The 25,453-nt window shown below is 42.0% G+C and carries 26 protein-coding genes, 1 rRNA gene and 2 other annotated features; of the genes, 26 read left to right on the top strand and 1 reads right to left on the bottom strand.

Features of this window, described 5'->3' with window-relative positions; genetic code table 11:
• Positions 1-163 precede the first annotated feature (163 nt).
• Positions 164-279 (top strand): 5S ribosomal RNA (gene rrf / locus M3206_RS15880).
• 151 nt (positions 280-430) lie between these two features.
• On the opposite strand, the gene M3206_RS15875 is transcribed toward rrf, so the two are convergent.
• On the bottom strand, positions 431-715 hold the full coding sequence (locus M3206_RS15875; RefSeq protein ID WP_251313495.1) for a hypothetical protein: 285 nt from the start codon (positions 713-715) through the stop codon (positions 431-433).
• 171 nt (positions 716-886) lie between these two features.
• Between M3206_RS15875 and M3206_RS15870 the strand changes: the two genes are divergently transcribed.
• The 25 genes from M3206_RS15870 (at position 887) to rpoB (ending at position 25,448) form a co-directional block, all read left to right on the top strand.
• Entirely contained in the window at positions 887-1,354 is a 468-nt protein-coding gene (locus M3206_RS15870) for a CtsR family transcriptional regulator (RefSeq protein ID WP_251313494.1), read from the top strand.
• Positions 1,355-1,390: 36 nt separating this feature from the next.
• A complete protein-coding gene (locus M3206_RS15865) occupies positions 1,391-1,924 on the top strand; it encodes a UvrB/UvrC motif-containing protein (protein ID WP_251313493.1) in 534 nt (177 codons plus the stop codon).
• Between the two features lie 3 nt (positions 1,925-1,927).
• Entirely contained in the window at positions 1,928-2,998 is a 1,071-nt protein-coding gene (locus M3206_RS15860) for a protein arginine kinase (protein WP_251313492.1), read from the top strand.
• Positions 2,999-3,013: 15 nt separating this feature from the next.
• Positions 3,014-5,434 (top strand): ATP-dependent protease ATP-binding subunit ClpC, encoded by a 2,421-nt coding sequence (gene clpC, locus M3206_RS15855; RefSeq protein ID WP_251313491.1) that lies wholly within the window; start codon positions 3,014-3,016, stop codon positions 5,432-5,434.
• A 284-nt stretch (positions 5,435-5,718) separates the two neighbouring features.
• Positions 5,719-7,092 carry a DNA repair protein RadA gene (gene radA / locus M3206_RS15850; protein WP_251313490.1) on the top strand — a complete coding sequence of 458 codons (1,374 nt, stop codon included), beginning with the start codon at positions 5,719-5,721 and terminating at the stop codon, positions 7,090-7,092.
• A gap of 8 nt (positions 7,093-7,100) precedes the next feature.
• A complete protein-coding gene (disA, locus tag M3206_RS15845; RefSeq protein ID WP_251313489.1) occupies positions 7,101-8,174 on the top strand; it encodes a DNA integrity scanning diadenylate cyclase DisA in 1,074 nt (357 codons plus the stop codon).
• Positions 8,175-8,246: 72 nt separating this feature from the next.
• Positions 8,247-9,338, top strand: coding sequence for a PIN/TRAM domain-containing protein (locus M3206_RS15840; protein ID WP_251313488.1), 1,092 nt, complete (start codon positions 8,247-8,249; stop codon positions 9,336-9,338).
• Between the two features lie 19 nt (positions 9,339-9,357).
• Positions 9,358-10,053 (top strand): 2-C-methyl-D-erythritol 4-phosphate cytidylyltransferase, encoded by a 696-nt coding sequence (gene ispD / locus M3206_RS15835; RefSeq protein ID WP_251313487.1) that lies wholly within the window; start codon positions 9,358-9,360, stop codon positions 10,051-10,053.
• Entirely contained in the window at positions 10,050-10,523 is a 474-nt protein-coding gene (gene ispF / locus M3206_RS15830; RefSeq protein WP_251313486.1) for a 2-C-methyl-D-erythritol 2,4-cyclodiphosphate synthase, read from the top strand. The genes ispD and ispF overlap by 4 nt, the downstream gene beginning before the upstream one ends.
• Before the next feature lie 24 nt (positions 10,524-10,547).
• Positions 10,548-12,017, top strand: a complete 1,470-nt coding sequence (gene gltX / locus M3206_RS15825) for a glutamate--tRNA ligase (RefSeq protein WP_251313485.1) — start codon at positions 10,548-10,550, stop codon at positions 12,015-12,017.
• A gap of 57 nt (positions 12,018-12,074) precedes the next feature.
• Positions 12,075-12,310 (top strand) — a binding site (T-box leader).
• 161 nt (positions 12,311-12,471) lie between these two features.
• The gene (cysE, locus tag M3206_RS15820; protein ID WP_251313484.1) at positions 12,472-13,122 is read left to right on the top strand and encodes a serine O-acetyltransferase; all 651 of its coding nucleotides are present in this window, start codon (positions 12,472-12,474) and stop codon (positions 13,120-13,122) included.
• On the top strand, positions 13,119-14,522 hold the full coding sequence (cysS, locus tag M3206_RS15815) for a cysteine--tRNA ligase (RefSeq protein WP_251313483.1): 1,404 nt from the start codon (positions 13,119-13,121) through the stop codon (positions 14,520-14,522). Before cysE ends, cysS begins: the two co-directional genes overlap by 4 nt.
• Positions 14,523-14,921, top strand: a complete 399-nt coding sequence (locus M3206_RS15810) for a Mini-ribonuclease 3 (protein ID WP_251313482.1) — start codon at positions 14,523-14,525, stop codon at positions 14,919-14,921.
• A gap of 17 nt (positions 14,922-14,938) precedes the next feature.
• Complete coding sequence (rlmB, locus tag M3206_RS15805; protein ID WP_251313481.1) at positions 14,939-15,703, top strand: 23S rRNA (guanosine(2251)-2'-O)-methyltransferase RlmB; 765 nt, start codon at positions 14,939-14,941, stop codon at positions 15,701-15,703.
• Positions 15,700-16,173, top strand: coding sequence for an NYN domain-containing protein (locus M3206_RS15800; protein ID WP_251313480.1), 474 nt, complete (start codon positions 15,700-15,702; stop codon positions 16,171-16,173). Before rlmB ends, M3206_RS15800 begins: the two co-directional genes overlap by 4 nt.
• A gap of 79 nt (positions 16,174-16,252) precedes the next feature.
• Complete coding sequence (sigH, locus tag M3206_RS15795; RefSeq protein ID WP_066285495.1) at positions 16,253-16,903, top strand: RNA polymerase sporulation sigma factor SigH; 651 nt, start codon at positions 16,253-16,255, stop codon at positions 16,901-16,903.
• Positions 16,904-17,254: 351 nt separating this feature from the next.
• A complete protein-coding gene (gene rpmG, locus M3206_RS15790) occupies positions 17,255-17,404 on the top strand; it encodes a 50S ribosomal protein L33 (RefSeq protein WP_077365486.1) in 150 nt (49 codons plus the stop codon).
• Between the two features lie 55 nt (positions 17,405-17,459).
• Complete coding sequence (gene secE, locus M3206_RS15785; RefSeq protein WP_251313479.1) at positions 17,460-17,666, top strand: preprotein translocase subunit SecE; 207 nt, start codon at positions 17,460-17,462, stop codon at positions 17,664-17,666.
• A gap of 76 nt (positions 17,667-17,742) precedes the next feature.
• Entirely contained in the window at positions 17,743-18,279 is a 537-nt protein-coding gene (gene nusG / locus M3206_RS15780; protein WP_251313478.1) for a transcription termination/antitermination protein NusG, read from the top strand.
• A 167-nt stretch (positions 18,280-18,446) separates the two neighbouring features.
• The gene (rplK, locus tag M3206_RS15775; protein ID WP_066285502.1) at positions 18,447-18,872 is read left to right on the top strand and encodes a 50S ribosomal protein L11; all 426 of its coding nucleotides are present in this window, start codon (positions 18,447-18,449) and stop codon (positions 18,870-18,872) included.
• Positions 18,873-19,036: 164 nt separating this feature from the next.
• A complete protein-coding gene (gene rplA, locus M3206_RS15770; RefSeq protein ID WP_251313477.1) occupies positions 19,037-19,738 on the top strand; it encodes a 50S ribosomal protein L1 in 702 nt (233 codons plus the stop codon).
• A gap of 45 nt (positions 19,739-19,783) precedes the next feature.
• Positions 19,784-19,938: a sequence feature (ribosomal protein L10 leader region), on the top strand.
• A 40-nt stretch (positions 19,939-19,978) separates the two neighbouring features.
• Positions 19,979-20,479 (top strand): 50S ribosomal protein L10, encoded by a 501-nt coding sequence (gene rplJ, locus M3206_RS15765; RefSeq protein ID WP_251313476.1) that lies wholly within the window; start codon positions 19,979-19,981, stop codon positions 20,477-20,479.
• A 47-nt stretch (positions 20,480-20,526) separates the two neighbouring features.
• On the top strand, positions 20,527-20,892 hold the full coding sequence (rplL, locus tag M3206_RS15760) for a 50S ribosomal protein L7/L12 (protein ID WP_251313475.1): 366 nt from the start codon (positions 20,527-20,529) through the stop codon (positions 20,890-20,892).
• Positions 20,893-21,011: 119 nt separating this feature from the next.
• A complete protein-coding gene (locus M3206_RS15755; protein WP_251313474.1) occupies positions 21,012-21,614 on the top strand; it encodes a class I SAM-dependent methyltransferase in 603 nt (200 codons plus the stop codon).
• A 291-nt stretch (positions 21,615-21,905) separates the two neighbouring features.
• On the top strand, positions 21,906-25,448 hold the full coding sequence (rpoB, locus tag M3206_RS15750; RefSeq protein WP_251313473.1) for a DNA-directed RNA polymerase subunit beta: 3,543 nt from the start codon (positions 21,906-21,908) through the stop codon (positions 25,446-25,448).
• Positions 25,449-25,453: the final 5 nt, after the last annotated feature.

Raw genomic sequence — 25,453 nt, 5'->3', positions numbered from 1 at the left:
GATAGGTCTGGTGTGGAAGCGTGGCGACACGTGGAGCTGACAGATACTAATCGGTCGAGGGCTTATCCTTACTATTGTATGAAACGTTTGGAAAACGTCGTATCTAGTTTTGAGAGAATATACTCTCAAACTTAATAAAATCATGGTTCAAATCATGATGAGGTCTAGTGATGATGGCGAAGAGGTCACACCCGTTCCCATACCGAACACGGAAGTTAAGCTCTTCAGCGCCGATGGTAGTTGGGGGTCTCCCCCTGTTAGAGTAGGACGTCGCTAGGCAATGAGGAAGATGGATGAAGATCCATCTTCTTTTTTGTGTATAAAGAGAAAAAAAGAAGGCTGACGATCGTCAGCCCACCCTTTTCTAAAGGTATTTTAAATAAATAGAATGTTTTGATGAATCAAAACCACCATTTTAAGCCGTTTATTGTTACATCGAAAGGCCTGAAATCCAAGTTTGAGCGAAAACCCACCCATTCTGAGCGAAGATCTGGAATTTTGAGCGTAGCTCGTCGATTCTGAGCGGTACTCGAAGATTTTGAGCGAAACGAGGGTCATCTTGCGCGAACGTGTAACAGATTAAAAGAACACGTACCGTAAAAACTAAAAACGAAGGCTGACGACCGTCAGCCACCCTTATATAGAGAGGTATTTCAATCCATAATGAAGAAGATGGAGTAAAATCCATCTTCTTTTTATATAAATCAAAAGACATCCTCAAGCAACACAACCCTCACCAAAACCACTAGATATTCGACAGAATCATACAGGTTAAAGCACATAGCAAGAGGCAATAATGGAGGCATAGAGATTTGCATTTTCAGAAAAAACCAGGCTATAATAAGAGTATAGTCAAAGTTAGTCAAAGTCAGAAGGGGGAGGGGAAATGAGGAATATTTCTGATGTGATTGAAAATTATTTAAAGCAAATTCTCTCAAGCTCAAACGATTTGGCCATCGAGATCAAACGGACGGATATTGCTGAAAGGTTTCAATGCGTACCTTCTCAAATTAATTATGTAATCAACACAAGATTCACGGTTGAAAAAGGATTTGTAGTGGAAAGTAAAAGAGGTGGGGGCGGTTATATTCGGATCATGAAAGTCCGAACCGAGAGCTCCGCACATCTCATTGATCACTTAGTTACCTTGATTGGTGAAAGGATATCACAAGGTAACGCAGAAAATGTAATTAAGAGGCTACTGGAGGAAAAGATTATCCGTGAACGTGAAGCGAGGCTGATGTTGAGCGTTATGGATCGTTCTATTTTAAAATTAAATCTTCCGGATAGGGATGAATTACGAGCTGAACTTTTAAAAGCTATGATAAAAACTTTAAAATATAGAACCACATAGCCCTTTTTTTCATTCTATATAAAGGGAGGGAGCAGAATGAATTGTGAAGAATGCCATGAACGGGAAGCGTCATTGCATTTTACTAAGATCATAAATGGGGAGAAAACAGAATTCCATATTTGTGAACATTGTGCTAAAGAAAAAGGAGAATTCCTGCCGGGGTCGAATTCCTTTTCCATTCACCAATTGCTTTCTGGCCTTTTACATGGTGATGGACATGTTCCGAATACCCCGTCATCTAACTTTATCCCGCCATCGTTAGCTTGTGAAAAATGTGGGATGAGTTATTACCAGTTTGCTAAAATCGGTCGCTTTGGATGTGATCATTGCTACAAAGCTTTTGAATCCAAATTAAATCCGATCTTTAAACGGGTTCATGGCGGCAATACGGTGCATGCAGGGAAAATCCCTTTACGGGCAGGAAACAGTATTCAAGAAAAGAGGCAGCTTCAGCAATTAAAACAAGCCATGCAGCAGTATATTTTAAACGAGGAATTCGAAAAAGCTGCTGAAACAAGAGATGAGATAAGGAAGATTGAGCAACGCTTGCAACAGGGGAGGGATACGTAACTTATGTCTCTAGAACGATTTATCAGCGATGCGATCAGTCCTTGGATGAAAAAAGAGGGACCTGAATCCGATATTGTTCTCTCATCCCGTGTCCGACTCGCAAGAAATCTTCAGCAGTATGTATTTCCTATCGTTGCAGACAAAACATCTGCTCATGAGGTGATTTCATCTATATCTTCTTTCATAAATACTGAAAGAGATGTAGCAGGAGCAGGACATTTGGAAATGCTGGTCATGGAACAGCTAAAACCAATTGAAAAACGGGTACTTGTTGAGAAACACCTCATCAGTCCAAATCTTGCTGAAAAGGCAAAATACGGGGCAGTGCTTCTGAATCAGGATGAATCCATCAGTATCATGCTTAATGAGGAAGACCATATCCGTATTCAATGCTTAGCAACAGGCTTTCAACTCAAAGAAGTGCTTCATAAAGCAAATGTGATTGATGATTTTATTGAGAGTCATACAGATTATGCGTTTGACGAAAAGCGAGGTTATCTAACGAGCTGTCCGACTAACGTTGGTACAGGACTCAGAGCCTCGGTCATGATGCATCTCCCGGCTTTAGTTCTAACAAAGAAAATAAGCCGTATTATTCCGGCAATTAACCAGCTTGGATTAGCCGTAAGAGGAATATATGGTGAGGGAACAGAAGCACAAGGGAATATTTTTCAGATTTCAAATCAGATGACACTGGGCAAGTCGGAAGAGGATATAATAGAAGATCTAGCTGGTGTTGTCATGCAGGTTATCCAGCAAGAGCGTGCGGCAAGAAAACAGCTGCAGGAAGGTTTGAAACTCCAGCTTGAAGATAAGCTATACCGTTCATTGGGAACGTTGGAGAACAGCAGGATTATCCAATCGAAAGAAGCGGCAAAATGCTTATCAGATGTGAGGCTTGGTATCGATTTAGAGATCTTGCCTGGCATTTCAAAAACAATCTTGAATGAACTTATGATACTTACACAACCAGGTTTTCTTCAACAATATGCAGGTGTAGTTCTAACCCCAGAAGAACGCGACATAAGAAGAGCCACTTTAATCAGAGAAAGAATAAAATTAGAAAACCGATAAGGAGCGTGAAAGGGTATGATGTTTGGCCGTTTTACAGAGCGAGCACAAAAAGTATTAGCGTTAGCACAAGAAGAAGCAATTCGATTGGGTCATAACAATGTGGGAACTGAACATATTTTATTAGGATTGATCAGGGAAGGTGAAGGTATTGCGGCAAAAGCTCTTCAAGTACTTGGCCTTGGACCTGAAAAGATTCAGAAAGAAGTGGAGACGTTAATCGGCCGTGGACAGGAAGCTGTTCAAACGATTCATTATACACCGCGTGCTAAAAAGGTTATTGAGCTTTCTATGGATGAAGCTCGTAAATTAGGACACTCCTATGTTGGAACAGAACATATTTTATTAGGATTAATTCGTGAAGGCGAAGGCGTAGCAGCAAGAGTATTGAACAACCTTGGTGTAAGTCTTAACAAAGCACGTCAACAAGTGCTTCAGTTGTTAGGAAGCAATGAATCTTCTTCAAGCCACAGAGGTTCTTCTGCAAGCGCCAATACACCGACTCTAGACAGCCTAGCTCGTGATCTGACAGCTGTGGCGCGTGATGGATCCCTAGACCCTGTTATCGGGCGTGCGAAGGAAATTCAGCGTGTTATCGAAGTGTTAAGCCGTCGTACGAAAAACAACCCTGTGCTTATCGGTGAGCCTGGTGTTGGTAAAACGGCGATCGCAGAAGGATTAGCACAGCAGATCATTAATAATGAGGTGCCTGAAACACTTCGCGATAAGCGAGTGATGACACTTGATATGGGTACGGTTGTTGCAGGTACAAAATACAGAGGTGAATTTGAAGACCGTCTGAAAAAAGTAATGGATGAAATCCGCCAAGCCGGCAATATCATTCTTTTCATAGATGAACTTCACACTTTGATCGGTGCAGGAGGAGCAGAAGGAGCGATCGATGCATCTAACATTTTAAAACCTGCTCTTGCCCGTGGAGAACTACAATGTATCGGTGCTACAACCCTTGATGAATATAGAAAATATATAGAAAAAGATGCAGCGTTAGAGCGTCGTTTCCAGCCGATTACGGTCAATGAGCCAACGAAGGATGAAAGCATTCAGATCCTTCAAGGACTTCGTGATCGCTATGAAGCTCATCACCGTGTAACTATCACGGACGAGGCGATTGAGGCATCTGTATCCTTATCTGACCGCTATATCTCGGACCGTTTCTTGCCGGATAAAGCGATCGACTTAATTGACGAGGCGGCATCCAAAGTTCGTCTTCGTTCTTATACGGCTCCGCCAAATTTAAAAGAGCTTGAACAAAAGCTGGAAGAGGTCCGTAAAGAAAAGGATGCAGCGGTTCAAAGCCAGGAGTTTGAAAAGGCGGCTTCTCTTCGCGATTCTGAACAGCGTCTACGTGAAGAGCTAGAAAAAACGAAGGACGTGTGGAAAGAAAAACAAGGCAAAGAAAATACAGAAGTCACTCCTGAGGATATCGCACAAGTGGTATCGTCATGGACGGGAGTACCTGTTTCTAAACTTGCAGAGGAAGAAACAGACCGTCTCTTGAAGATGGAAGAAATTCTTCATAACCGTGTAATCGGACAGTCAGAAGCAGTAACGGCGATTTCAAAAGCAATCCGAAGAGCTCGTGCTGGTTTGAAAGATCCTAAGCGTCCGATTGGTTCATTCATCTTCTTAGGACCGACTGGTGTTGGTAAAACTGAGCTTGCAAGAGCTGTTGCTGAAACACTTTTCGGAGATGAAGATGCCATTATCCGTATCGATATGTCTGAGTACATGGAGAAGCATACGACTTCAAGACTTGTCGGGTCTCCTCCAGGTTATGTAGGGCATGAAGAGGGCGGTCAGTTAACGGAAAAAGTAAGAAGAAAACCATACTCCGTTATCTTGCTGGATGAGATTGAAAAAGCACATCCAGAAGTATTCAATATCTTACTTCAAGTCCTTGAAGATGGGCGTCTGACAGATTCTAAAGGACGTACAGTGGACTTCCGCAATACAGTTGTCATCATGACATCAAACGTTGGGGCGAGCACGCTGAAGCGTAACCGTTCACTAGGTTTCGCTGTTCACAATGAAAATCAGAAATACAACGACATGAAGTCTAAAGTCATGGATGAACTAAAACGTGCATTCCGTCCAGAGTTCTTAAACCGTATTGATGAGATCATCGTCTTCCATTCTCTAGAGAAAGAGCACCTATTACGAATCGTAAGTCTCATGGCAGATTCCTTGAAGAAGCGTCTAAGTGAACAAGGCATCGAGATCGAACTTACACAGGCTGCGCTAGAGAAGATTACAGATGAGGGCTATGATCCTGATTATGGAGCTCGTCCATTAAGAAGAGCCCTTCAGAGAAAGATCGAGGATCGATTATCTGAGGAGCTGCTTAAAGGAAATATCAACAAAGGTCAGACGGTTAAAATTGACGTTGAAGAAAACGATTTTGTTGTTGAAACCGTCTAATATTTGAATGAAAGGGCCGGTTTTATCCGGTGAAAACGAGTAAAATAGAAAATCTTGCAAAAAAAACCGGAAGGCAGTCATGTCGTCCGGTTTTTTGTCGAAATAATTCTTACGTTTCGCCGTTTTTCGCGGAGCCTAAAATGGAAAGAGTTGTTAGGTTTTATGTTATGATATGATTGAGTGAAATTTTTATTTTATAGCAATTTAACTGTTTCATATATAAAAGCTTCGGATTGAATAAATGCATGTTTTAAGGTGTGAAGTTTTAAAGAGGAGTTTTTTTGATGGCCAAAGTAAAATCAATCTTTATGTGCCAGGATTGTGGTTATGAGTCTCCAAAATGGATGGGTAAATGTCCAGGATGCCAAGCTTGGAATACGATGGTGGAAGAAACGATCCGTCCCGAAAAGAGCGTAAGAGGATTAAGTTCTGCCGATTCGAAACTTAAGCAAAAACCACAATCGATCGTAGAGGTGAAAAGTGAGCAGGAACCTCGTATTCCTACAAACTATCAGGAGCTTAACCGTGTATTAGGCGGAGGGATTGTTCCAGGCTCTTTAGTTTTAGTCGGCGGGGATCCGGGAATTGGAAAATCAACACTTCTCCTTCAGGCCTCAGCACAGCTTGCTCAAAAAGGAGAACGTGTTCTCTACATATCTGGTGAAGAATCTGTTAAACAAACAAAGTTAAGAGCAGATCGGCTTGAAATAGAGGCAAAAGATTTATTTGTTTTAGCTGAGACGGATTTGGACCTGATCGAGCAGTCAATGGCTGACATTATGCCATCTGTTATGATCATTGATTCCATTCAAACGGTTTATCGTTCTGAAGTTACTTCAGCGCCAGGAAGTGTGTCACAAGTACGAGAATGTACCTCACATTTGATGAGAATGGCAAAGACAAAAGGAATTGCAATATTTATCGTTGGACATGTTACAAAGGAAGGTGCAATTGCCGGACCGCGACTTCTGGAACACATGGTTGATGCGGTTTTATATTTTGAAGGTGAACGCCATCATACGTTTCGTATCTTAAGAGCTGTTAAGAATCGTTTTGGCTCAACGAACGAGATTGGTGTGTTCGAAATGAAGGAGGAAGGATTAGAAGAAGTATTGAATCCTTCTGAAATTTTCTTGGAAGAACGTTCAAAAGGGGCTGCAGGTTCTACCGTTGTAGCTTCACTAGAAGGAACAAGACCGATGCTTGTTGAGCTCCAGGCGCTCATTTCTCCGACCAGTTTTGGAAACCCTAGAAGGATGGCTACTGGAATCGATCATAACCGTGTATCGCTGCTGATGGCCGTTTTGGAAAAAAGAGTCGGACTACTGCTTCAGAACCAAGATGCTTATTTGAATGTAGCCGGTGGAGTAAGGCTTGATGAACCTGCCATCGATCTCGCCGTTGCGATCAGCATTGCATCGAGCTTTAGAGATGCACCGACCAAACCAACGGACGTTATGATCGGAGAAATTGGACTGACGGGGGAAGTGCGAAGAGTTTCCCGTATTGAACAACGAGTACATGAAGCAGCAAAGCTAGGATTTACGCGTGCTATAATTCCTGATAAAAATATCGGCGGCTGGACGGTTCCAAAAGGAATTAAAGTCGTGGGTGTATCTACCGTTTATGAGGCATTACAAGCAGCGTTAGGAGGGTAAAGCTTATTATGGATCATGCGATAAAAGAAGCGATTATTAGTCAGATGCTGCAGCTTGTTGCCCCCGGAACACCGCTTCGGGAAGGCATCGATAACGTATTGCGCGCAAATACAGGCGGACTGATTGTAGTTGGCTATAATGATAAAATCAAAGAAATTGTCGATGGCGGTTTTTCTATTAACTGTAAGTATTCACCTGCTTCTCTTTATGAGCTTGCCAAAATGGACGGAGCGATCATTTTAAATGAAGATGCAGGGAAAATCTTATATGCGAACACGCAGCTTATACCGGATACCGTTATTCCTTCAACAGAGACAGGGATCAGACATAGAACGGCAGAACGTGTAGCGCGTCAGACAGGTAATCTTGTCATTTCTATTTCACAGCGACGTAATGTTATCACGCTCTACCAAGGAATGATTCGTTATTCTTTAAAAGAGATCGGCGTCATATTAACAAAAGCGAACCAGGCGATACAGACGCTTGAAAAATATAAAGTTGTGTTTGACCAGAGTGTAACCAATTTAGGTGCACTAGAATTTGAAGAACTTGTGACTTTCCAGGAAGTTACACAAGTAATTCACAGAATTGAGATGGTTTTACGCATAAAAAATGAGATAATTAAATATGTTAATGAACTTGGAGTTGAAGGAAGACTGATCAGGATCCAGATGGAAGAGCTTGTCTCCAACATTGAAGAAGAAGCATTGCTGCTGATCAAAGATTATATGAAAGATGAAGATAGCGATCCGTATGCGATCCTTCGTCAACTTAATAAACTCTCAAGTGAAGAATTATTCGATGAATCCGTTATTATGAAACTTTTAGGTTTCTCAGCGGGTATGAATATGCAAGATGAAACCATTCATCCACGGGGATACCGTATTCTTGCGAAGATACCAAGACTTCCATCTGTTATTATCGAAAACTTAACAGATGCTTTTGAAAATCTGCCTCAAATCCTAAGAGCTTCCATAGAAGAACTGGATGAGGTTGAAGGAATTGGTGAAATTCGAGCAAGAAAAGTAAAAGAAGGATTAAAACGAATTCAGGAACAGCTTTTTGTCGATCGTCATATTTAGTATTAAAATTACCATTTTCTACGTTTCAAAACGATTATTTTGTAAATAATGATTAGGGGAGGTGAATCAGGCATGCTAAAAAGAATCATTCAAATATTTTTTATTGTGATAGGGGGCATGCTCGGCTATCTATATATTCCAGATTTAATTCGTGTTCTAAACTTCGGTGATCTGCCTACACAAGTAACATCCCCATATGTCGGGGCAGTAATTGGTGCACTTATACTCTTTTTATCTACATTTTGGCTGTCAGATTATGTAGTAGGGCTGATTCGATGGGCAGAGGAAACGGTTGTAAAAGCCCCTGCAACGGATCTCTTATCAGGTACGATGGGACTTATCATTGGATTGATTGTTGCCTTCTTAATTCAGTCGCCGCTTAGCAGCATGGATATTGTTGTTGTAAGTTCAATTCTGCCGATCGCTATTACCTTTTTACTCGGTTACCTTGGATTCCAAGTTGGGTTTAAAAAGAGAGATGAATTGATTCAGCTCTTCTCTTTGAACCGCCAAGGAAAAGAAAAGAAGAAGGAAGCAGAACCGGAAAAAGCTAATGGGAAATACAAGATCCTCGATACGAGTGTGATTATTGATGGCCGTGTGGCAGATATCTGTCAAACTGGTTTTTTGGAAGGGCCACTGATCATTCCTAGATTCGTTTTAGAGGAATTGCAGTATATTGCAGATTCTTCTGATGTTTTGAAACGTAACAGAGGACGCCGAGGTTTGGATATCTTAAACCGTATCCAAAAAGAGTTGTCTATGAAAGTGGAAATCTATGAAGGTGACTTTGAAGAAGTTTCGGAAGTAGACAGCAAACTTGTAAAGCTCGCACAGCTTTTAACAGGCGTCGTTGTGACGAATGACTTTAATCTAAATAAAGTATGTGAACTTCAGAATGTTGCGGTTCTTAATATTAATGATCTTGCCAATGCGGTAAAACCGGTCGTTCTTCCTGGTGAAGAACTGGTTGTTCAAGTGATCAAAGATGGAAAAGAGCAAAATCAAGGTGTTGGCTATCTGGATGATGGCACGATGATTGTTGTTGAGGATGGACGAGACTATGTCGGAAAAACAATCGATGTGGTGGTTACATCTGTTCTTCAAACATCAGCGGGCCGCATGATTTTTGCTAAAAAAAAGCTGTTAGAAAAAGCATTGTAATGAACGGTGGGGAAAGCACGTGAATTATTGGACAGTCATTCCTGCAGCCGGACAGGGCAAAAGAATGAACGCTGGGATCTCAAAGCAATGGATCGAACTTTTAGGAGAACCGGTTCTCAAACATACTGTTGATGTTTTTGAAAAAGACCCCGCTTGTTCGGGTATCATCCTTGTCGGCAGTGAGCGGGAATTATACCAGATGCAGGATTTTGTACAAACCTTCCAATATACAAAAGTGCGCCAAATCGTTCCAGGCGGAAAAGAACGGCAGCAAAGTGTCTATGAGGGTCTGAAAAGTGTTCCGAATGATATAGAGCTTGTCCTCATACATGATGCTGCTCGACCTTTTATTACGCAACATCACATCAGCCAGCTCGTAGAACGTGCATCTGAAACAGGTTCAGCTGTTTTAGCTGTCCCTGTCAAAGATACGGTAAAGCGGGCTGTGCAAAATCAAGTGGTAGAAACGATTGATCGTTCCAGCTTGTGGGCTGTTCAAACCCCACAAGCTTTTCGTCTTTCTATCGTAATAGAGGCTCATGAAAAAGCTGCTGCTGAGAACTATCTTGGAACGGATGACGCAAGCCTGGTGGAACGAATTGGACATACGGTTGCTCTTGTAATGGGAGACTATCATAATATAAAATTAACTACGTCTGATGACTTGTTGTTTGGACAAGCCATCTTGCTGGATAGACAGGGGGAAAAAGCATGATGCGCATCGGCCAAGGCTTTGATGTTCACGCATTTTGTGAAGGTCGGCCTTTAATTATTGGCGGAGTTACGATACCTTACGAAAAAGGACTTTTAGGACATTCGGATGCAGATGTTCTTTTGCATGCGATAACCGATGCATTGCTTGGTGCTGCAGGTGAAGGGGATATCGGCAAACATTTCCCAGATACGGATCCTGCCTATAAGGATGCCGATTCTAAACGTTTATTACTAGATTCTTGGAAGTTAGTAGAGAAAAATGGGTATCGTTTATGTAATATAGATTGTACGATAATTGCTCAAAGACCTAAGATGCTTCCTCACATTGAAGAGATGAGAAGCGGAATTGCCGGTATTTTTAACGTGGATGTCGACCAGGTCAATGTAAAGGCGACTACAACAGAAAAATTAGGATTTGTCGGTAGAGAAGAAGGGATTGCCGCTCAAGCGGTTGTTTTAATCGAGAAATAAGAAAACTTTTTTGAGGTGAACAGGATGGCAAATGAAGTACGAGTACGCTATGCACCAAGTCCAACAGGACATTTACATATTGGAAATGCACGTGCAGCTCTCTTTAATTATTTATATGCACGCCACACAGGCGGAAAGTTTATTATCAGAATTGAAGACACGGACCAAAAGCGAAACATTCAGGGTGGAGAAGAAAGTCAGCTGAACCACCTGAAATGGCTTGGCATGGATTGGGACGAAAGTGTTGATGTTGGAGGAGATTATGGTCCTTATCGTCAGATGGAGCGTTTAGATCTTTACCAAAAATATACGGATGACCTTCTTTCAAAGGACCTGGCTTATAAATGTTATTGTACGGAAGAAGAACTTGAAGCTTCACGTGAAGAACAGATGGCTAAAGGGGAAACACCCGTTTATAATGGCCGCTGCCGTAACCTTTCGGATGAAGAGCGTGCTGCATTAGAAGCGGAAGGACGAAAGCCAAGCATTCGTTTCTTAGTTCCTCAAGACCGTACGATCACGTTCGATGATATGGTTAAAGGAGAAGTTTCCTTTGAATCAAGCGGGTTTGGAGATTTTGTTATCGTTAAAAAAGACGGCATTCCAACGTATAACTATGCGGTAGTTATCGATGATCATGAAATGGCGATCTCTCATGTATTAAGAGGAGATGACCATATTTCAAATACGCCAAAGCAGCTTTTGATCTACGACGCACTCGGCTTTGATCATCCTAAGTTCGGCCACACGACATTAATCGTAAACGAGAACAGAAAAAAGCTAAGCAAGCGAGACGAGTCTATCGTTCAGTTTATTGAGCAGTATAAGGAATTAGGTTATCTTCCTGAAGCGCTGTTTAACTTTATCGCTTTATTAGGTTGGTCACCAGGCGGAGAAGAAGAAATCTTCAGCCGTGAAGAGTTTATTGAGATTTTTGATCCGAGCCGCTTGTCAAAAGCACCGGCTGTTTTCGATACACAAAAACTTGAATGGCTGAACAATCAATATATGAAGAAGCAGACTGTTGAACGAATCGTCGACCTTTGCATCCCTCACTTAATAAAAGCTGGAAGAATCTCAGAGAATCCTAGTGAAAGTGAGCTAGATTGGGTAACACGCCTTGTTGCTCTTCACCAGGAAAAAATGAGTTATGGTGCTGAAATCGTAGAACTGACTGAACTTTTCTTCAAGGAAGAGATTGAGTACGAAGGAGAAGCCTTAGAAGTTCTTCAAGGCGAAGGTGTTCCATCAGTAATGGAAGCTTTCTTAAGTCAGGTTGAAAATACTGAATCGTTTGAAGCGGCAGACATTAAAGCAATGATGAAAGCTGTTCAAAAGGAAACTGGGCAAAAAGGAAAGAACTTGTTCATGCCGATCCGCGTTGCCACAACTGGACAGACGCATGGCCCTGACCTTCCTGCAGCCGTATCTCTTTTAGGGAAAGACGTTATCGTTAAGCGCCTAAATGTTGTCATTGCAAAAATTAATAAGTAATAAAAGTACACATTTTGCAAAGATTATAATATAGTAAAAGAAACTTAGTCTTTTAAGATGAAAACGTAGATGAGGAAAGTAGGCTGGCGCCTTTTCATGTTAGAGAGAACCATCATCGGCTGAAAGTGGTTTATGAAAAATGCCTGCTGAAGTGCCCCTCGGAGTCCTGTGCTGAAACAGTAGTAGGTACAGGCGGCAGCTCCCCGTTATGGAGATCAAGGGAACAGGTTATAAAACAGTTTATGTTTACCTGTTAAACAGAGTGGAACCGCGTCTAATTCAGCGTCTCTGTGTCATTCGGCACAGAGGCGTTTTTTATTTGGAATCCTTTCCTAACATGTTGCCGCTAGAAGGTTGCCATAGGCCCTCCCCTAAAGCAAGTACTGGAGTGGAAATCAGCCACTTACATGTTGGGTTAGGTGTTTTTTAATTTTTTGCAAGGAGGTTGAGAAGCATGTTTTCAACCATAAAGGAAGACATTCGTGTTGTATTTGAAAAAGATCCAGCTGCGAGAAGTTCATTGGAAGTCATCTTAACGTATTCAGGATTGCATGCGATATGGGCACACAGGCTGGCACATAAACTTTTTAAGCGTAATCTGCTATTTTTAGCTCGATTGATTTCTCAGATCAGCCGGTTTTTCACCGGGATTGAAATCCATCCTGGCGCACAGATCGGAAGAAGATTCTTTATCGATCATGGTATGGGAGTCGTGATCGGTGAGACGTGTATCATCGGTGATGATGTGACAATCTATCAAGGGGTTACACTTGGCGGGACCGGAAAAGAAAAAGGAAAACGGCATCCAACGATCGAGGACCATGTTCTCGTAGCGACGGGCGCAAAAGTCTTAGGAAACATCACAATCGGAAAAAACTCAAAAGTTGGAGCGGGTTCTGTCGTTTTACAGAACGTACCGCCTAACGCAACTGTAGTCGGTATCCCAGGGAAGGTCGTTATTAAAGACGGTATCAAAGTGGGTTGTGAATTAGACCACCGTGATCTGCCGGACCCTGTAGCGGATAAGTTCAGAGAAATGCAGATTGAGATGAGGAAGTTACAAGAAGAATTGGAAAGAATGAAAAGAGGGAGTGAAGCGAAATGAGCATTAAAATTTTTAACACGATGACACGCCAAAAAGAACCGTTCATGCCTCTAGAGGAAGGCAAAGTAAAAATGTATGTGTGCGGACCTACTGTATACAATTACATCCATATCGGCAATGCGCGTCCTGCCATCGTATTTGATACAGTCAGAAGATATTTAGAATACAGAGGGTATGATGTTCAGTTCATCTCCAATTTTACAGATGTGGATGACAAGCTGATAAAAGCAGCAAAAGAAATGGGCAGTGATGTTCCAACGATCGCTGAAAAATTCATAAATGCTTATCACGAAGATACGTGCGCGCTTGGCGTTCAAAAAGCAGATGCACATCCGCGTGTAACGGAGACGATGCCCGAGATCATTGAATTTATCAAGAATCTGATTAAAAAAGGGTTTGCCTATGAAGCAGGCGGCGACGTTTATTTTAAAACACGTTCTTTTGACGGCTACGGGAAGCTTTCTCACCAATCTATCGATGACCTGAAATCCGGTGCAAGAATTGAGGTTGGAGAAAAAAAAGAAGACCCGCTTGATTTTGCGCTTTGGAAAGCAGCAAAAGAGGGAGAGATCTACTGGGAAAGTCCTTGGGGTAAAGGCCGTCCTGGCTGGCATATCGAGTGCTCCGCGATGGCAAAAAAATACCTGGGTGATTCCATCGATATCCATGGAGGCGGACAGGACCTTGCGTTTCCGCATCACGAGAATGAGATCGCACAATCAGAAGCATTGAATGAAGCTCCGATGGCTAAATATTGGATGCATAATGGGTATATTAATATTAACAATGAGAAGATGTCTAAATCGCTAGGCAATTTCGTCCTTGTTCATGATCTTATCCGAGAGCAAGATCCGGAAGTAATCCGTTTCTTCATGCTGGCTGTACATTACCGCAATCCGATCAACTTCAGCCAAGAACTTTTGGAAGTGGCAGAAACTAGCTTGAACCGGATCAGAACAGCTTATGAAAACTTAAAACACCGCCTTACTGTTACAGCAGACTTGGCTGAAGATAATGAAAAGTGGACAAAAGTGATCGATGACACAAGAGCGAAGTTTATCGCGGATATGGATGATGACTTTAATACAGCTAACGCGATTTCTATCCTGTTCGATTTTTCGAAAGAAGCGAACGTTTACTTGCAGGAAAAAAACACGTCAAAAGCTGTAATTACAGAGTTTATCCACTTATTCGATGAGCTTGCAGGCGTGTTAGGACTGACCCTTCAAAAAGAAGAAGAGCTTTTAGACGAACAGATCGAGTCATTGATCGCAGAAAGGAATCAAGCGCGTAAAGAAAAGAACTTCTCCCGTGCTGACGAAATTCGTGATCTGTTAAAAGAGCAGAACATCATTCTTGAAGATACCGCACAAGGTGTACGGTGGAAAAGAGTTAAATAAATGAAACTATCTGATGCAGACATTAAACAACTGAATGGGACCACGCTTGCCTATATGGGTGATGCTGTAATGGAGCAGTTCGTGCGTGAACATCTCATACGCAATGGGCAGGTTAAACCAAATAAGCTTCACGTTTCGGCAACAAAGTATGTATCTGCTAAAGCCCAGGCAGGCATGGTCGTACAATTGCTCGAACAAAGCTTTTTTACCGAAGAGGAAGTTGCCGTCATCAAACGAGGACGCAATGCGAATCAAGGGACGGTTCCGAAAAATACGGACGTCCAGACGTATAGACATGCAACGAGTTTTGAGGCGATTATCGGTTATTTATATTTGCTGAATGAACATGAACGCCTGCAAGAAATTATGAAAACCGTTTTACCAGACAAAAAAGATTGAGAGGGGGAAGGCTGAAGATGAGTGAAGAAAAAGAGCAAGAACTGATAATAGGCAGAAATCCGGTGATGGAGGTACTGCGCTCCGGCCGTGATATTAATAAAATTTTTGTAGGTGAGGGTTCACAAAAAGGTCCAGTTAGCACGATTGTTTCTATGGCTAAAAAACAAAATGTGCTCGTTCAATATGTGCCAAAACAAAAGCTGGATTCCCTTAGCGGAGGCGGAAATCATCAAGGAGTGATCGCAGGTGTAGCGGCTTACACTTACGCGGATATCGATGATTTGTTCAAGGTGGCCGAGGAACGTGGTGAAGAGCCTTTCTTTATCCTATTAGATGAACTAGAAGACCCGCATAACTTGGGTTCAATCATGAGAACAGCTGATGCAGTTGGCGCCCATGGAATCATCATTCCTAAAAGGCGATCTGTAGGTTTAACAGCAACTGTTGCAAAAGCATCAACAGGTGCCATTGAATATATCCCTGTAGTTCGTGTAACAAACCTTGTACAGACGATGAAGGACCTGAAGGATAGAGGTATGTGGTTTGCCGGAGCAGACATGAAAGGCAAACAAGATTATCGACAAGCTAAATGGGACATGCCTTTAGGTCTTGTCATCGGAAGTGAAGGAAAAGGGATGGGAAGACTCGTTTCAGAAACATGTGACTTTCTAGTCAGACTGCCGATGAAAGGCAAGGTAACATCACTCAACGCATCCGTTGCAGCTAGTCTATTAATGTACGAGGTCTACCGCGGCCGAAATCCACTAGAAATGAAAAAATGAGAACACGCCATTATTTGATTGTTGATGGGTACAACATCATTGGCGCGTGGCCCGAACTACGGGACTTAAAAACTTCCGATTTTGGTAAAGCACGAGATCTGTTGATTGAATATATGGCAGAGTATCAGGGTTCGACAGGGTATCAAATTATCGTTGTATTTGATGCCCACCTGTCACCCGGCATTGAAAAAAAGATAACGGATGAACGGATTGAACGGCTGGTTGGGGAATTAAAAGCGATTGATACCCGTATCTATGTGGCGACTTCAGATTCCACAGAACAATGGCAGATATTTGGCAAGGGTGCATTAAGAAAATCTGCCCGAGAGTTAAAGAACGAAATGGATGAAGTTCAAAAAATGATTCATGTCTCTGTAGGCGAGAGAAAACGACGACAAAGCTCTTCCTCCATACATCTTTCGGATGAAATTGCCGAAATATTTGAAAGATGGAGAAGAGGGCAAAAATAAGGAATGTTGACGCTTTTGTGAACTATAAAGTATAATATTGCTATATTTTGCCGGTAAAAACCTGGTCGGGGGGATTGTCGTGAACATAGATCTCAAGGAACTGTCAGTAAGCGATTACGAGCTAATGGAAGATGAAAGCCTTGTGGAACTGGTTCATGAGGGAGACAGCGCAGCGTTAGAGTATCTAATCAATAAATACAAAAACTTTGTTCGTGCTAAAGCGAGATCATACTTCTTAATCGGTGCAGACCGTGAAGATATTATCCAAGAAGGTATGATTGGACTTTATAAAGCTATCCGTGATTTTAAAGAGGACAAGCTGTCATCCTTTAAAGCTTTTGCCGAACTCTGTATTACGAGGCAAATGATCACCGCTATCAAAACAGCAACGAGACAAAAGCATATTCCGCTGAATTCATATGTGTCTTTGGACAAGCCTATTTATGATGAGGAGTCCGATCGTACGTTAATGGATGTTATTTGCGGTACAAAAGTTACTGACCCGGAAGAGCTCATTATCAACCAGGAAGAATTTGATGATATTGAAGTGAAGATGGGCGAGATTTTAAGTGACTTAGAACGCAAGGTTCTTATGTTGTATCTCGACGGCAGGTCTTATCAAGAAATTTCGGTTGATCTCGATAGACATGTGAAATCGATTGATAACGCATTGCAAAGAGTGAAGCGGAAATTAGAACGATATCTAGAATTAAGAGAAATTACTTCATAAAAAAGCAGGTGGGGCGACCCTCTGCTTTTTGTTTTGTTCAAGCGGGTCTGACCCTTATAGCTTTGACAGCATGCAAATCAATTAAGTTCACGGTACGTGTTTTTATATTTGTTACACGTTCGCTCAAGATTTCTGAGTTACACTCAAAATCTTCACGCTGCGCTCAAAATGACTCTCATTTCGCTCAAAACATGCCAAATTTACAATCACCAAGCTGAAAGCCCTGTCATCTAGAAGGACTTTTTTAGCTTTTTCCCTTTATTGACAAGCGTTTACCCCTATGTTAATGTTTTAAAAGTAACATTGTAACGTGGATGAGTGGGTTTGCCGCGCGAAAGGTGTTTATTTAGCATGAGAAAAAAAGTTTTTTTAGCCTGTAAGCAATGCTCAAAACGGAACTATACAACGATGAAGAACCAGCAAAACAATCCTGAAAGAGTCGAGGTTAAGAAGTTTTGCAGTTACTGCAACGCTCATACCATTCACCAGGAAACAAAGTAAGCGAGCAAGCTTTTTTATAAATGTTTAATGATTAAAGGCATGGGGGTTTATGAAGATGGCGGATGTTGCAGAAAAGACAAAGAAATCACCAGGGAAGTTTCTTTCTGATGTTAATAAGGAAATGAAACGCGTAAGCTGGCCTAAGCGAAAAGAACTTTTTCGCTACACGGGGATTGTACTCTCAACTGTAGTTATTATGGCTTTGTTCTTCTGGATTGTGGATCTAGGTATTTCACAAATCGTAGAGCTTATTTTAGGTTAGATTAGATACATCTTCTTTTGGATAGAATGCTAGAGTATTATCCATTTTAGGAGGGAAAGGACACGGGTCCCATCGTATGGAAAAAAATTGGTACGTAGTTCATACCTATTCAGGTTATGAAAACAAGGTAAAAGCAAACTTGGAAAAACGTGTAGAATCTATGGGGATGACAGATAAAATTTTCCGTGTACTTGTACCTGTAGAAGAAGAAACCGAAACAAAGAACGGTAAGACAAAAACAAGCATGAAAAAAGTGTTCCCTGGTTATGTATTAACAGAAATGATCATGACAGATGATTCTTGGTACGTTGTACGTAATACACCGGGTGTAACTGGATTTGTCGGTTCTGCTGGAGCGGGTTCAAAACCAACGGCTTTATTGCCAGAGGAAGTTGAACACATTCTAAAAGGTATGGGCATGGAAGCGCCGCGTGTTGAAGTGGATTTCGAAATTAAGGAATCTGTTAAAGTAAAAGAAGGTCCTTTTGCTGACTTTGTTGGAACGATTGAAGAGATCGATGCAACGAAACGCAAGCTGAAGGTACACGTTAACATGTTTGGTCGTGAAACACCTGTTGAACTAGACTTTAACCAAGTCGGCAAGTTATCTTAATAGCAATAATGGAAAAAGACTTGTAATCACCTTGAAAAGGTGATAGAATTTTTTATGTTTGATATTTCTAATCAACTGCTTCTTCTCTTTTAGGAGGGGAAGCGTATTTTTGAGTGGGAGGGTTTCGGCCCATAATACCACATCACGGACTTAAGGAGGTGTGTCGCGTGGCTAAAAAGGTTATTAAAATGGTGAAATTACAAATCCCTGCTGGTAAAGCAAACCCGGCACCGCCAGTTGGACCTGCACTAGGACAAGCTGGGGTAAACATCATGGGATTCTGTAAAGAATTCAACGCTCGTACTGCTGATCAAGCTGGTTTAATCATTCCGGTTGAAATCACGGTTTTCGAAGACCGTTCATTTACATTCATCACTAAAACTCCTCCGGCTGCTGTTCTTTTAAAGAAAGCTGCGGGAATCGAGTCAGGTTCAGGTGAGCCAAACAAGAAAAAAGTTGCGACTGTAAAGCGTGATAAAGTTCGCGAAATCGCAGAATCAAAAATGCCTGACCTTAACGCTGCTAGCGTAGAAGCTGCAATGCGTATGGTTGAAGGTACAGCACGCAGCATGGGAATTGTTATCGAAGACTAATTCCATGTCTAATGTATGATAGGGTTGCGAGTAAATGGATGAGATCCTGCCGTTCCAACGGTTCGCAACCTTTATTCATGCAAAGCGCGTGAGTTGTACTCGGTGAATGCGAGTACAACAAGTGGGAGGAATATCCGCTAAACCACATAAGGAGGACAAACAAAATGGCAAACAAAGGTAAGAAGTACCAAGAAGCGGCTAAATTAGTAGACCGCGCAAAAGCATATGAGCCTGCAGAGGCTATTGAGCTAGTTAAAAAAGCTGCTCCTGCTAAATTTGACGAGTCTGTTGAAGTTGCAGTTCGTTTAGGAGTAGATACTAAGAAAGCTGACCAGCAAATCCGTGGAGCAGTAGTGCTTCCGAACGGAACTGGTAAAACTCAACGTGTATTAGTTTTCGCTAAAGGCGAAAAAGCGAAGGAAGCAGAAGCTGCTGGAGCAGATTACGTTGGAGATTCTGATTACATCAACAAAATCCAACAAGGCTGGTTTGAGTTCGACGTGATCGTTGCAACTCCAGACATGATGGCTGAAGTTGGTAAACTTGGACGTGTTTTAGGACCTAAAGGCTTAATGCCAAACCCTAAAACAGGAACTGTTACATTTGAAGTAGAAAAAGCGGTTAATGAAATCAAAGCTGGTAAAGTAGAATACCGTGTTGATAAAACTGGTAACGTACACGTTCCAATCGGTAAAGTATCTTTCGAAGCTGAGAAGCTTGCAGAAAACCTTTCAACAATCATCGAAACATTGTTAAAAGTGAAACCTGCAGCTGCAAAGGGAACTTACATGAAGAATGTAGCTATCTCTTCTACTATGGGACCTGGGATCAAAGTTAATCCAACTTCTTTCTCTGTAAAACGATAGTTGACAAACGGGTTTTAAACCGTTATATTATATACTGTTAAACACAAATGCATCAGATGAATGCCGTAGACAGCAGGAGCCGACAGGCTTAAAACATTTCCTGCCGAGGTGAAGCATCGATAAGCTCATTAGTATGTTACTTATGACTTTTAGATACTCACGCCTCCATGTCTCGACATGGGGGCTTTGTTTTTGAAACAAAACCTGCGGTGATGCAATCATTTTACAGGAGGTGTAATAATGAGCAGCATTTTAGAAACAAAAAAGCAAGTAGTGTCTACGATCGCTGAAAAGCTAAAAAATAGCCAATCAACAATTCTTGTTGATTACCGTGGACTTACTGTTGCTGAGGTTACGGAACTTCGTAAGTCTTTGCGTGACGCTGGTATCGAGTTTAAGGTTTACAAGAACTCTATGGTAGTCCGCGCTGCTGAAGAAAATAACCTAAACGAATTATCAGAACACTTAACTGGCCCTACAGCGATCGCATTCTCAAATGACGATGTTGTAGCTCCTGCTAAGATCCTTAATGACTTCGCTAAGACGCATGAGGCTCTTGAAATCAAAGCTGGTGTAATCGAAGGACGCATCGCTTCTCTAGAAGAAGTTAAAGCTCTTGCTGAACTTCCTTCAAGAGATGGTCTTCTTTCCATGGTACTCAGCGTGCTTCAAGCACCTATCCGCAACTTTGCGTTGGCTACTAAGGCTGTTGCTGAACAAAAAGAAGAACAAGGCGCGTAAGCTGATTCTTCATCCAATATTAAACATTCCATAAGGAGGAAATTATAATGTCTAAAGAACAAATCATTGAAAGCCTAAAAACAATGACTGTTTTAGAGCTTAACGATCTAGTTAAAGCAATCGAAGAAGAGTTTGGTGTAACTGCTGCTGCTCCTGTAGCTGTAGCTGGTGGAGCTGCTGGTGGAGACGCTGCAGCTGAAAAGACTGAATTCGACGTAATTCTTGAAAGCGGTGGAGCTTCAAAAATTAAAGTTATCAAAGTGGTTCGTGAACTTACAGGTCTTGGACTTAAAGAAGCGAAAGAACTTGTTGACGGTGCTCCAAAGCCAGTTAAAGAAGGCGTATCTAAAGACGAAGCTGAAGAAATCAAAGCTAAGCTTGAAGAAGTTGGAGCTGCTGTTGAAGTTAAGTAATTCAAAAGAAAAGGTTCGCCCGTCGGCGGACCTTTTTGCTTGTTTTATTGTTTAAACGTACGATATATGTGTGGAACGGGAATACTGTCTTTATCAGATGGTAAGGAGAGTTGTTTAAGATGAAAAATCACTACTATTCAGAAACACCTGGAACAGAGAGTAAGAGGGTAACGTGGGAATTTGACCTAAAAGATGAAAGGTTCAAGTTTACGACCGACTCTGGCGTTTTCTCGAAAAAGGAAGTAGATTTCGGAAGCCGTCTTTTAATAGATTCCTTTCTTTCTCCAGAAGTGCCTGGTGATTATATAGATGTAGGCTGCGGATATGGTCCGATCGGACTTTCCATTGCGAAAGCTGAACCTGATCGAACCGTACAGATGATTGATATCAATGAACGTGCAGTAGAACTTGCGAAGCTTAATGCGGAGCAAAACAAAATAGGCAACGTTAAAATTTATAAAAGCTATTTATTTTCAGAAGTTGAAGATGCGGACTTTGCGGCAGTTCTCACCAACCCGCCGATCAGGGCAGGGAAGGCTGTAGTTCATCAGATTTTTGAAGAAGCTCATAAAAAACTCCGTAACGGAGGCGAGTTATGGGTGGTTATTCAAAAGAAGCAAGGGGCACCTTCTGCAATGGATAAAATAGAAGCATTGTTCGGGCAAGTTGAAACAGCCGCTAAGAAAAAAGGTTATTATATTTTGCGTGCAATAAAAGTTTGACTTGGGAAAACCCGTATGATAGTATTATAAAATGCCAATGGATTCGCATTTTCCTGCTTATTTTTCGTGGTAAGCGAAAAAACGTTGATATATCAACGTTTTTTACTCATGTTTAGACGTATAGAATGTGAAAAAGTTGGACAAAATTATATAATCAGCTTTTATCAAAATAGGAAAACTGCGGTTTTAATTTATGAAACCCTTTTTCTTTTTGTTTTCTAACCTTCTTACTAGAATGTTAGATAGAAATAAAAAACACGAAAAAAACGCTGGATTTGAGGGGTGAAGCAGTTGACAGGTCAACTAGTTCAGTTTGGACGCCACCGCCAACGAAGAAGTTATGCAAGAATTAGCGAAGTGCTTGAATTACCAAACTTAATTGAAATTCAAACCGCTTCCTATCAATGGTTTCTTGATGAGGGGTTACGTGAAATGTTCCGAGACATTTCGCCAATTGAAGATTTTACAGGGAACCTCGTTTTAGAGTTTATTGATTATAACTTAGGTGAGCCGAAGTATCCTGTAGATGAATCAAAAGAGCGCGATGTTACTTACGCTGCTCCGCTTCGTGTGAAAGTGCGTCTGATCAATAAAGAGACGGGCGAAGTAAAAGAGCAAGAAGTATTTATGGGAGATTTCCCGTTAATGACAGATACGGGAACCTTTGTGATCAACGGGGCAGAGCGTGTAATTGTATCACAGCTCGTTCGTTCACCAAGTGTTTACTATAGCGAGAAAATAGACAAAAACGGTAAAAAAGGTTTTACCGCAACTGTCATTCCAAACCGCGGTGCTTGGCTGGAGTTTGAAACCGATGCTAAGGACGTAGTTTATGTACGTATTGACCGTACAAGAAAAATCCCGATTACCGTATTGCTTCGTGCTTTAGGGTTTGGGTCTGATCAAGAAATCATTGATTTACTCGGTGAAGACGAGTATCTGCGCAACACGCTTGATAAGGATAATACAGAAGGAACAGAAAAAGCCCTTCTCGAAATCTATGAGCGTCTTCGTCCGGGAGAGCCGCCAACAGTAGATAATGCCAAAAGTTTATTAGATTCTCGTTTCTTTGATCCGAAGCGCTATGACTTGGCGAATGTTGGACGCTACAAAATCAATAAGAAACTTCATATAAAAAATAGATTGTTCAATCAGAAACTGGCTGAAACACTTGTGGATCCAGAAACTGGTGAAGTAATCGCTGAAGAGGGTACCGTGCTTGACCGTAGAACGCTAGATAAAATTATTCCTGCGTTAGAAAGCGGAACAGGCTTCAAAACGGTTACCCCAGCGGGCGGAGTTGCTGAAGATCAGGACATCGCTCTACAATCTATTAAAATTTATGCACCAGATGATCAAGAAGGTGAAAGAGTCATTAATGTTATCGGTAACGGTCTTGTTGACAAAGATGTTAAAAACATCACCGTTTCAGACATTATTGCTTCTATTAACTACTTCTTCAACTTGTTGCATCAAGTAGGAAGTACCGATGATATTGACCATCTTGGAAACCGTCGTCTGCGTTCTGTTGGAGAGCTTCTGCAAAACCAATTCAGAATCGGACTTTCCAGAATGGAGCGTGTAGTACGTGAACGTATGTCTATCCAAGACACAAACGCGATCACACCACAAGCTCTAATCAATATTCGTCCAGTTATTGCATCTATTAAAGAGTTCTTCGGAAGCTCACAGCTTTCACAGTTCATGGATCAAACGAACCCGCTTGCTGAACTGACGCATAAGCGTCGTCTTTCTGCACTAGGGCCAGGTGGTCTTACACGTGAACGTGCAGGCTTTGAAGTTCGTGACGTTCACTACTCTCACTATGGGCGTATGTGTCCGATTGAGACGCCGGAAGGTCCGAACATTGGGTTGATCAACTCACTTTCCTCTTATGCGAAAGTCAACCAGTATGGTTTTATTGAAACACCATACCGCCGTGTTGATCCTGAAACAGGCCGTGTAACGAGCCGTATCGATTACCTGACTGCCGATGAAGAAGACTTGTACGTTGTTGCACAGGCAAACTCACTTCTAGGTGAGGATGGAGAGTTCCTTAACGAAGACGTTATTGCACGTTTCCGTGGTGACAACACAGTTGTTAAGCGCGACCGCATCGACTACATGGATGTATCGCCGAAACAGGTTGTATCTGCTGCGACAGCATGTATTCCGTTCTTGGAAAACGATGACTCCAACCGCGCCCTAATGGGAGCGAACATGCAACGTCAGGCCGTACCATTGCTTGTTCCTGAATCACCTATCGTAGGTACAGGAATGGAGCACGTTTCAGCGAAAGACTCTGGAGCTGCAGTTATATGTAAGCACGAGGGAATCGTTGAGCGTGTTACAGCTAAACAAGTACAAGTACGCCGCATTAAAGAAGTAGATGGCAAGGAAGTTTCTGGCGACCTTGACACTTACAACATGCTTAAGTTTATCCGTTCCAATCAAGGAACTTGTTATAACCAGCGTCCGATCGTAAGCGCGGGTGACCGAGTAACAAAAGGGGAGATCCTAGCGGATGGTCCTTCAATGGAGAAAGGTGAACTTGCTTTAGGACGCAACGTACTTGTTGCCTTCATGACATGGGAAGGTTACAACTACGAGGACGCTGTCATCATGAGCGAGCGTCTTGTAAAAGACGATGTATACACGTCGATCCATATTGAAGAATATGAATCAGAAGCACGTGATACGAAGCTTGGACCGGAAGAAATCACTCGTGATATTCCAAACGTCGGAGAAGATGCACTTCGCAACCTGGATGAGCGCGGAATTATCCGTGTTGGTGCAGAAGTAAAAGACGGAGATATCCTAGTTGGTAAAGTAACACCTAAAGGGGTTACAGAATTGACTGCGGAAGAACGCCTACTACATGCGATCTTCGGTGAAAAAGCTCGTGAAGTTCGTGATACTTCATTGCGTGTCCCTCATGGCGGCGATGGAATTATCCTGGATGTTAAAGTGTTTAACCGTGAAGACGGCGATGAACTTCCTCCTGGTGTGAATCAGCTTGTTCGTGCATATATCGTGCAAAAACGTAAGATTCACGAAGGGGATAAGATGGCCGGCCGTCACGGAAACAAAGGTGTAATTTCTAAAATTATGCCTGAAGAAGATATGCCTTACCTTCCAGATGGAACACCAGTTGACATCATGTTAAACCCACTTGGGGTACCTTCCCGTATGAACATCGGTCAGGTATTGGAACTTCATCTTGGAATGGCAGCACGCCAGCTCGGTATTCATGTCGCAACACCGGTATTCGATGGTGCGCGTGAAGAAGATGTTTGGTCTACGATCGAAGAAGCCGGCATGGCTCGCGATGGTAAAACTGTACTTTATGATGGACGAACGGGAACGGCTTTCGATAACCGTGTATCAGTAGGTGTCATGTATATGATCAAACTTGCTCACATGGTTGATGATAAGCTTCATGCTCGTTCGACTGGACCATACTCACTTGTTACACAGCAGCCTCTTGGCGGTAAAGCACAGTTCGGAGGCCAGCGTTTCGGGGAGATGGAAGTATGGGCGCTTGAAGCATATGGCGCAGCTTATACACTTCAGGAAATTCTTACGGTTAAATCCGATGATGTTGTCGGCCGTGTGAAAACGTATGAAGCCATCGTTAAAGGTGAAAACGTTCCTGAACCAGGTGTTCCAGAATCATTTAAAGTATTAATTAAAGAGCTTCAATCACTTGGAATGGATGTTAAGATCTGTTCTGGAGATGATCAGGAGATCGAAATGAGAGAGCTTGATGATGAAGACGATCAGGCAAGCGAAAAACTAAATCTAAATCTTGAGTCTTACACTGCGAATGACTAAACCAG

The organism is Fictibacillus phosphorivorans (genome assembly GCF_023715845.1).
In the GTDB taxonomy this organism is placed as follows: Bacteria; Bacillota; Bacilli; order Bacillales; family Fictibacillaceae; genus Fictibacillus; species Fictibacillus phosphorivorans_D.
The sequence above is the reverse complement of the archived record's forward strand: the minus strand, read 5'-3'. Positions and strand labels throughout refer to the sequence as shown.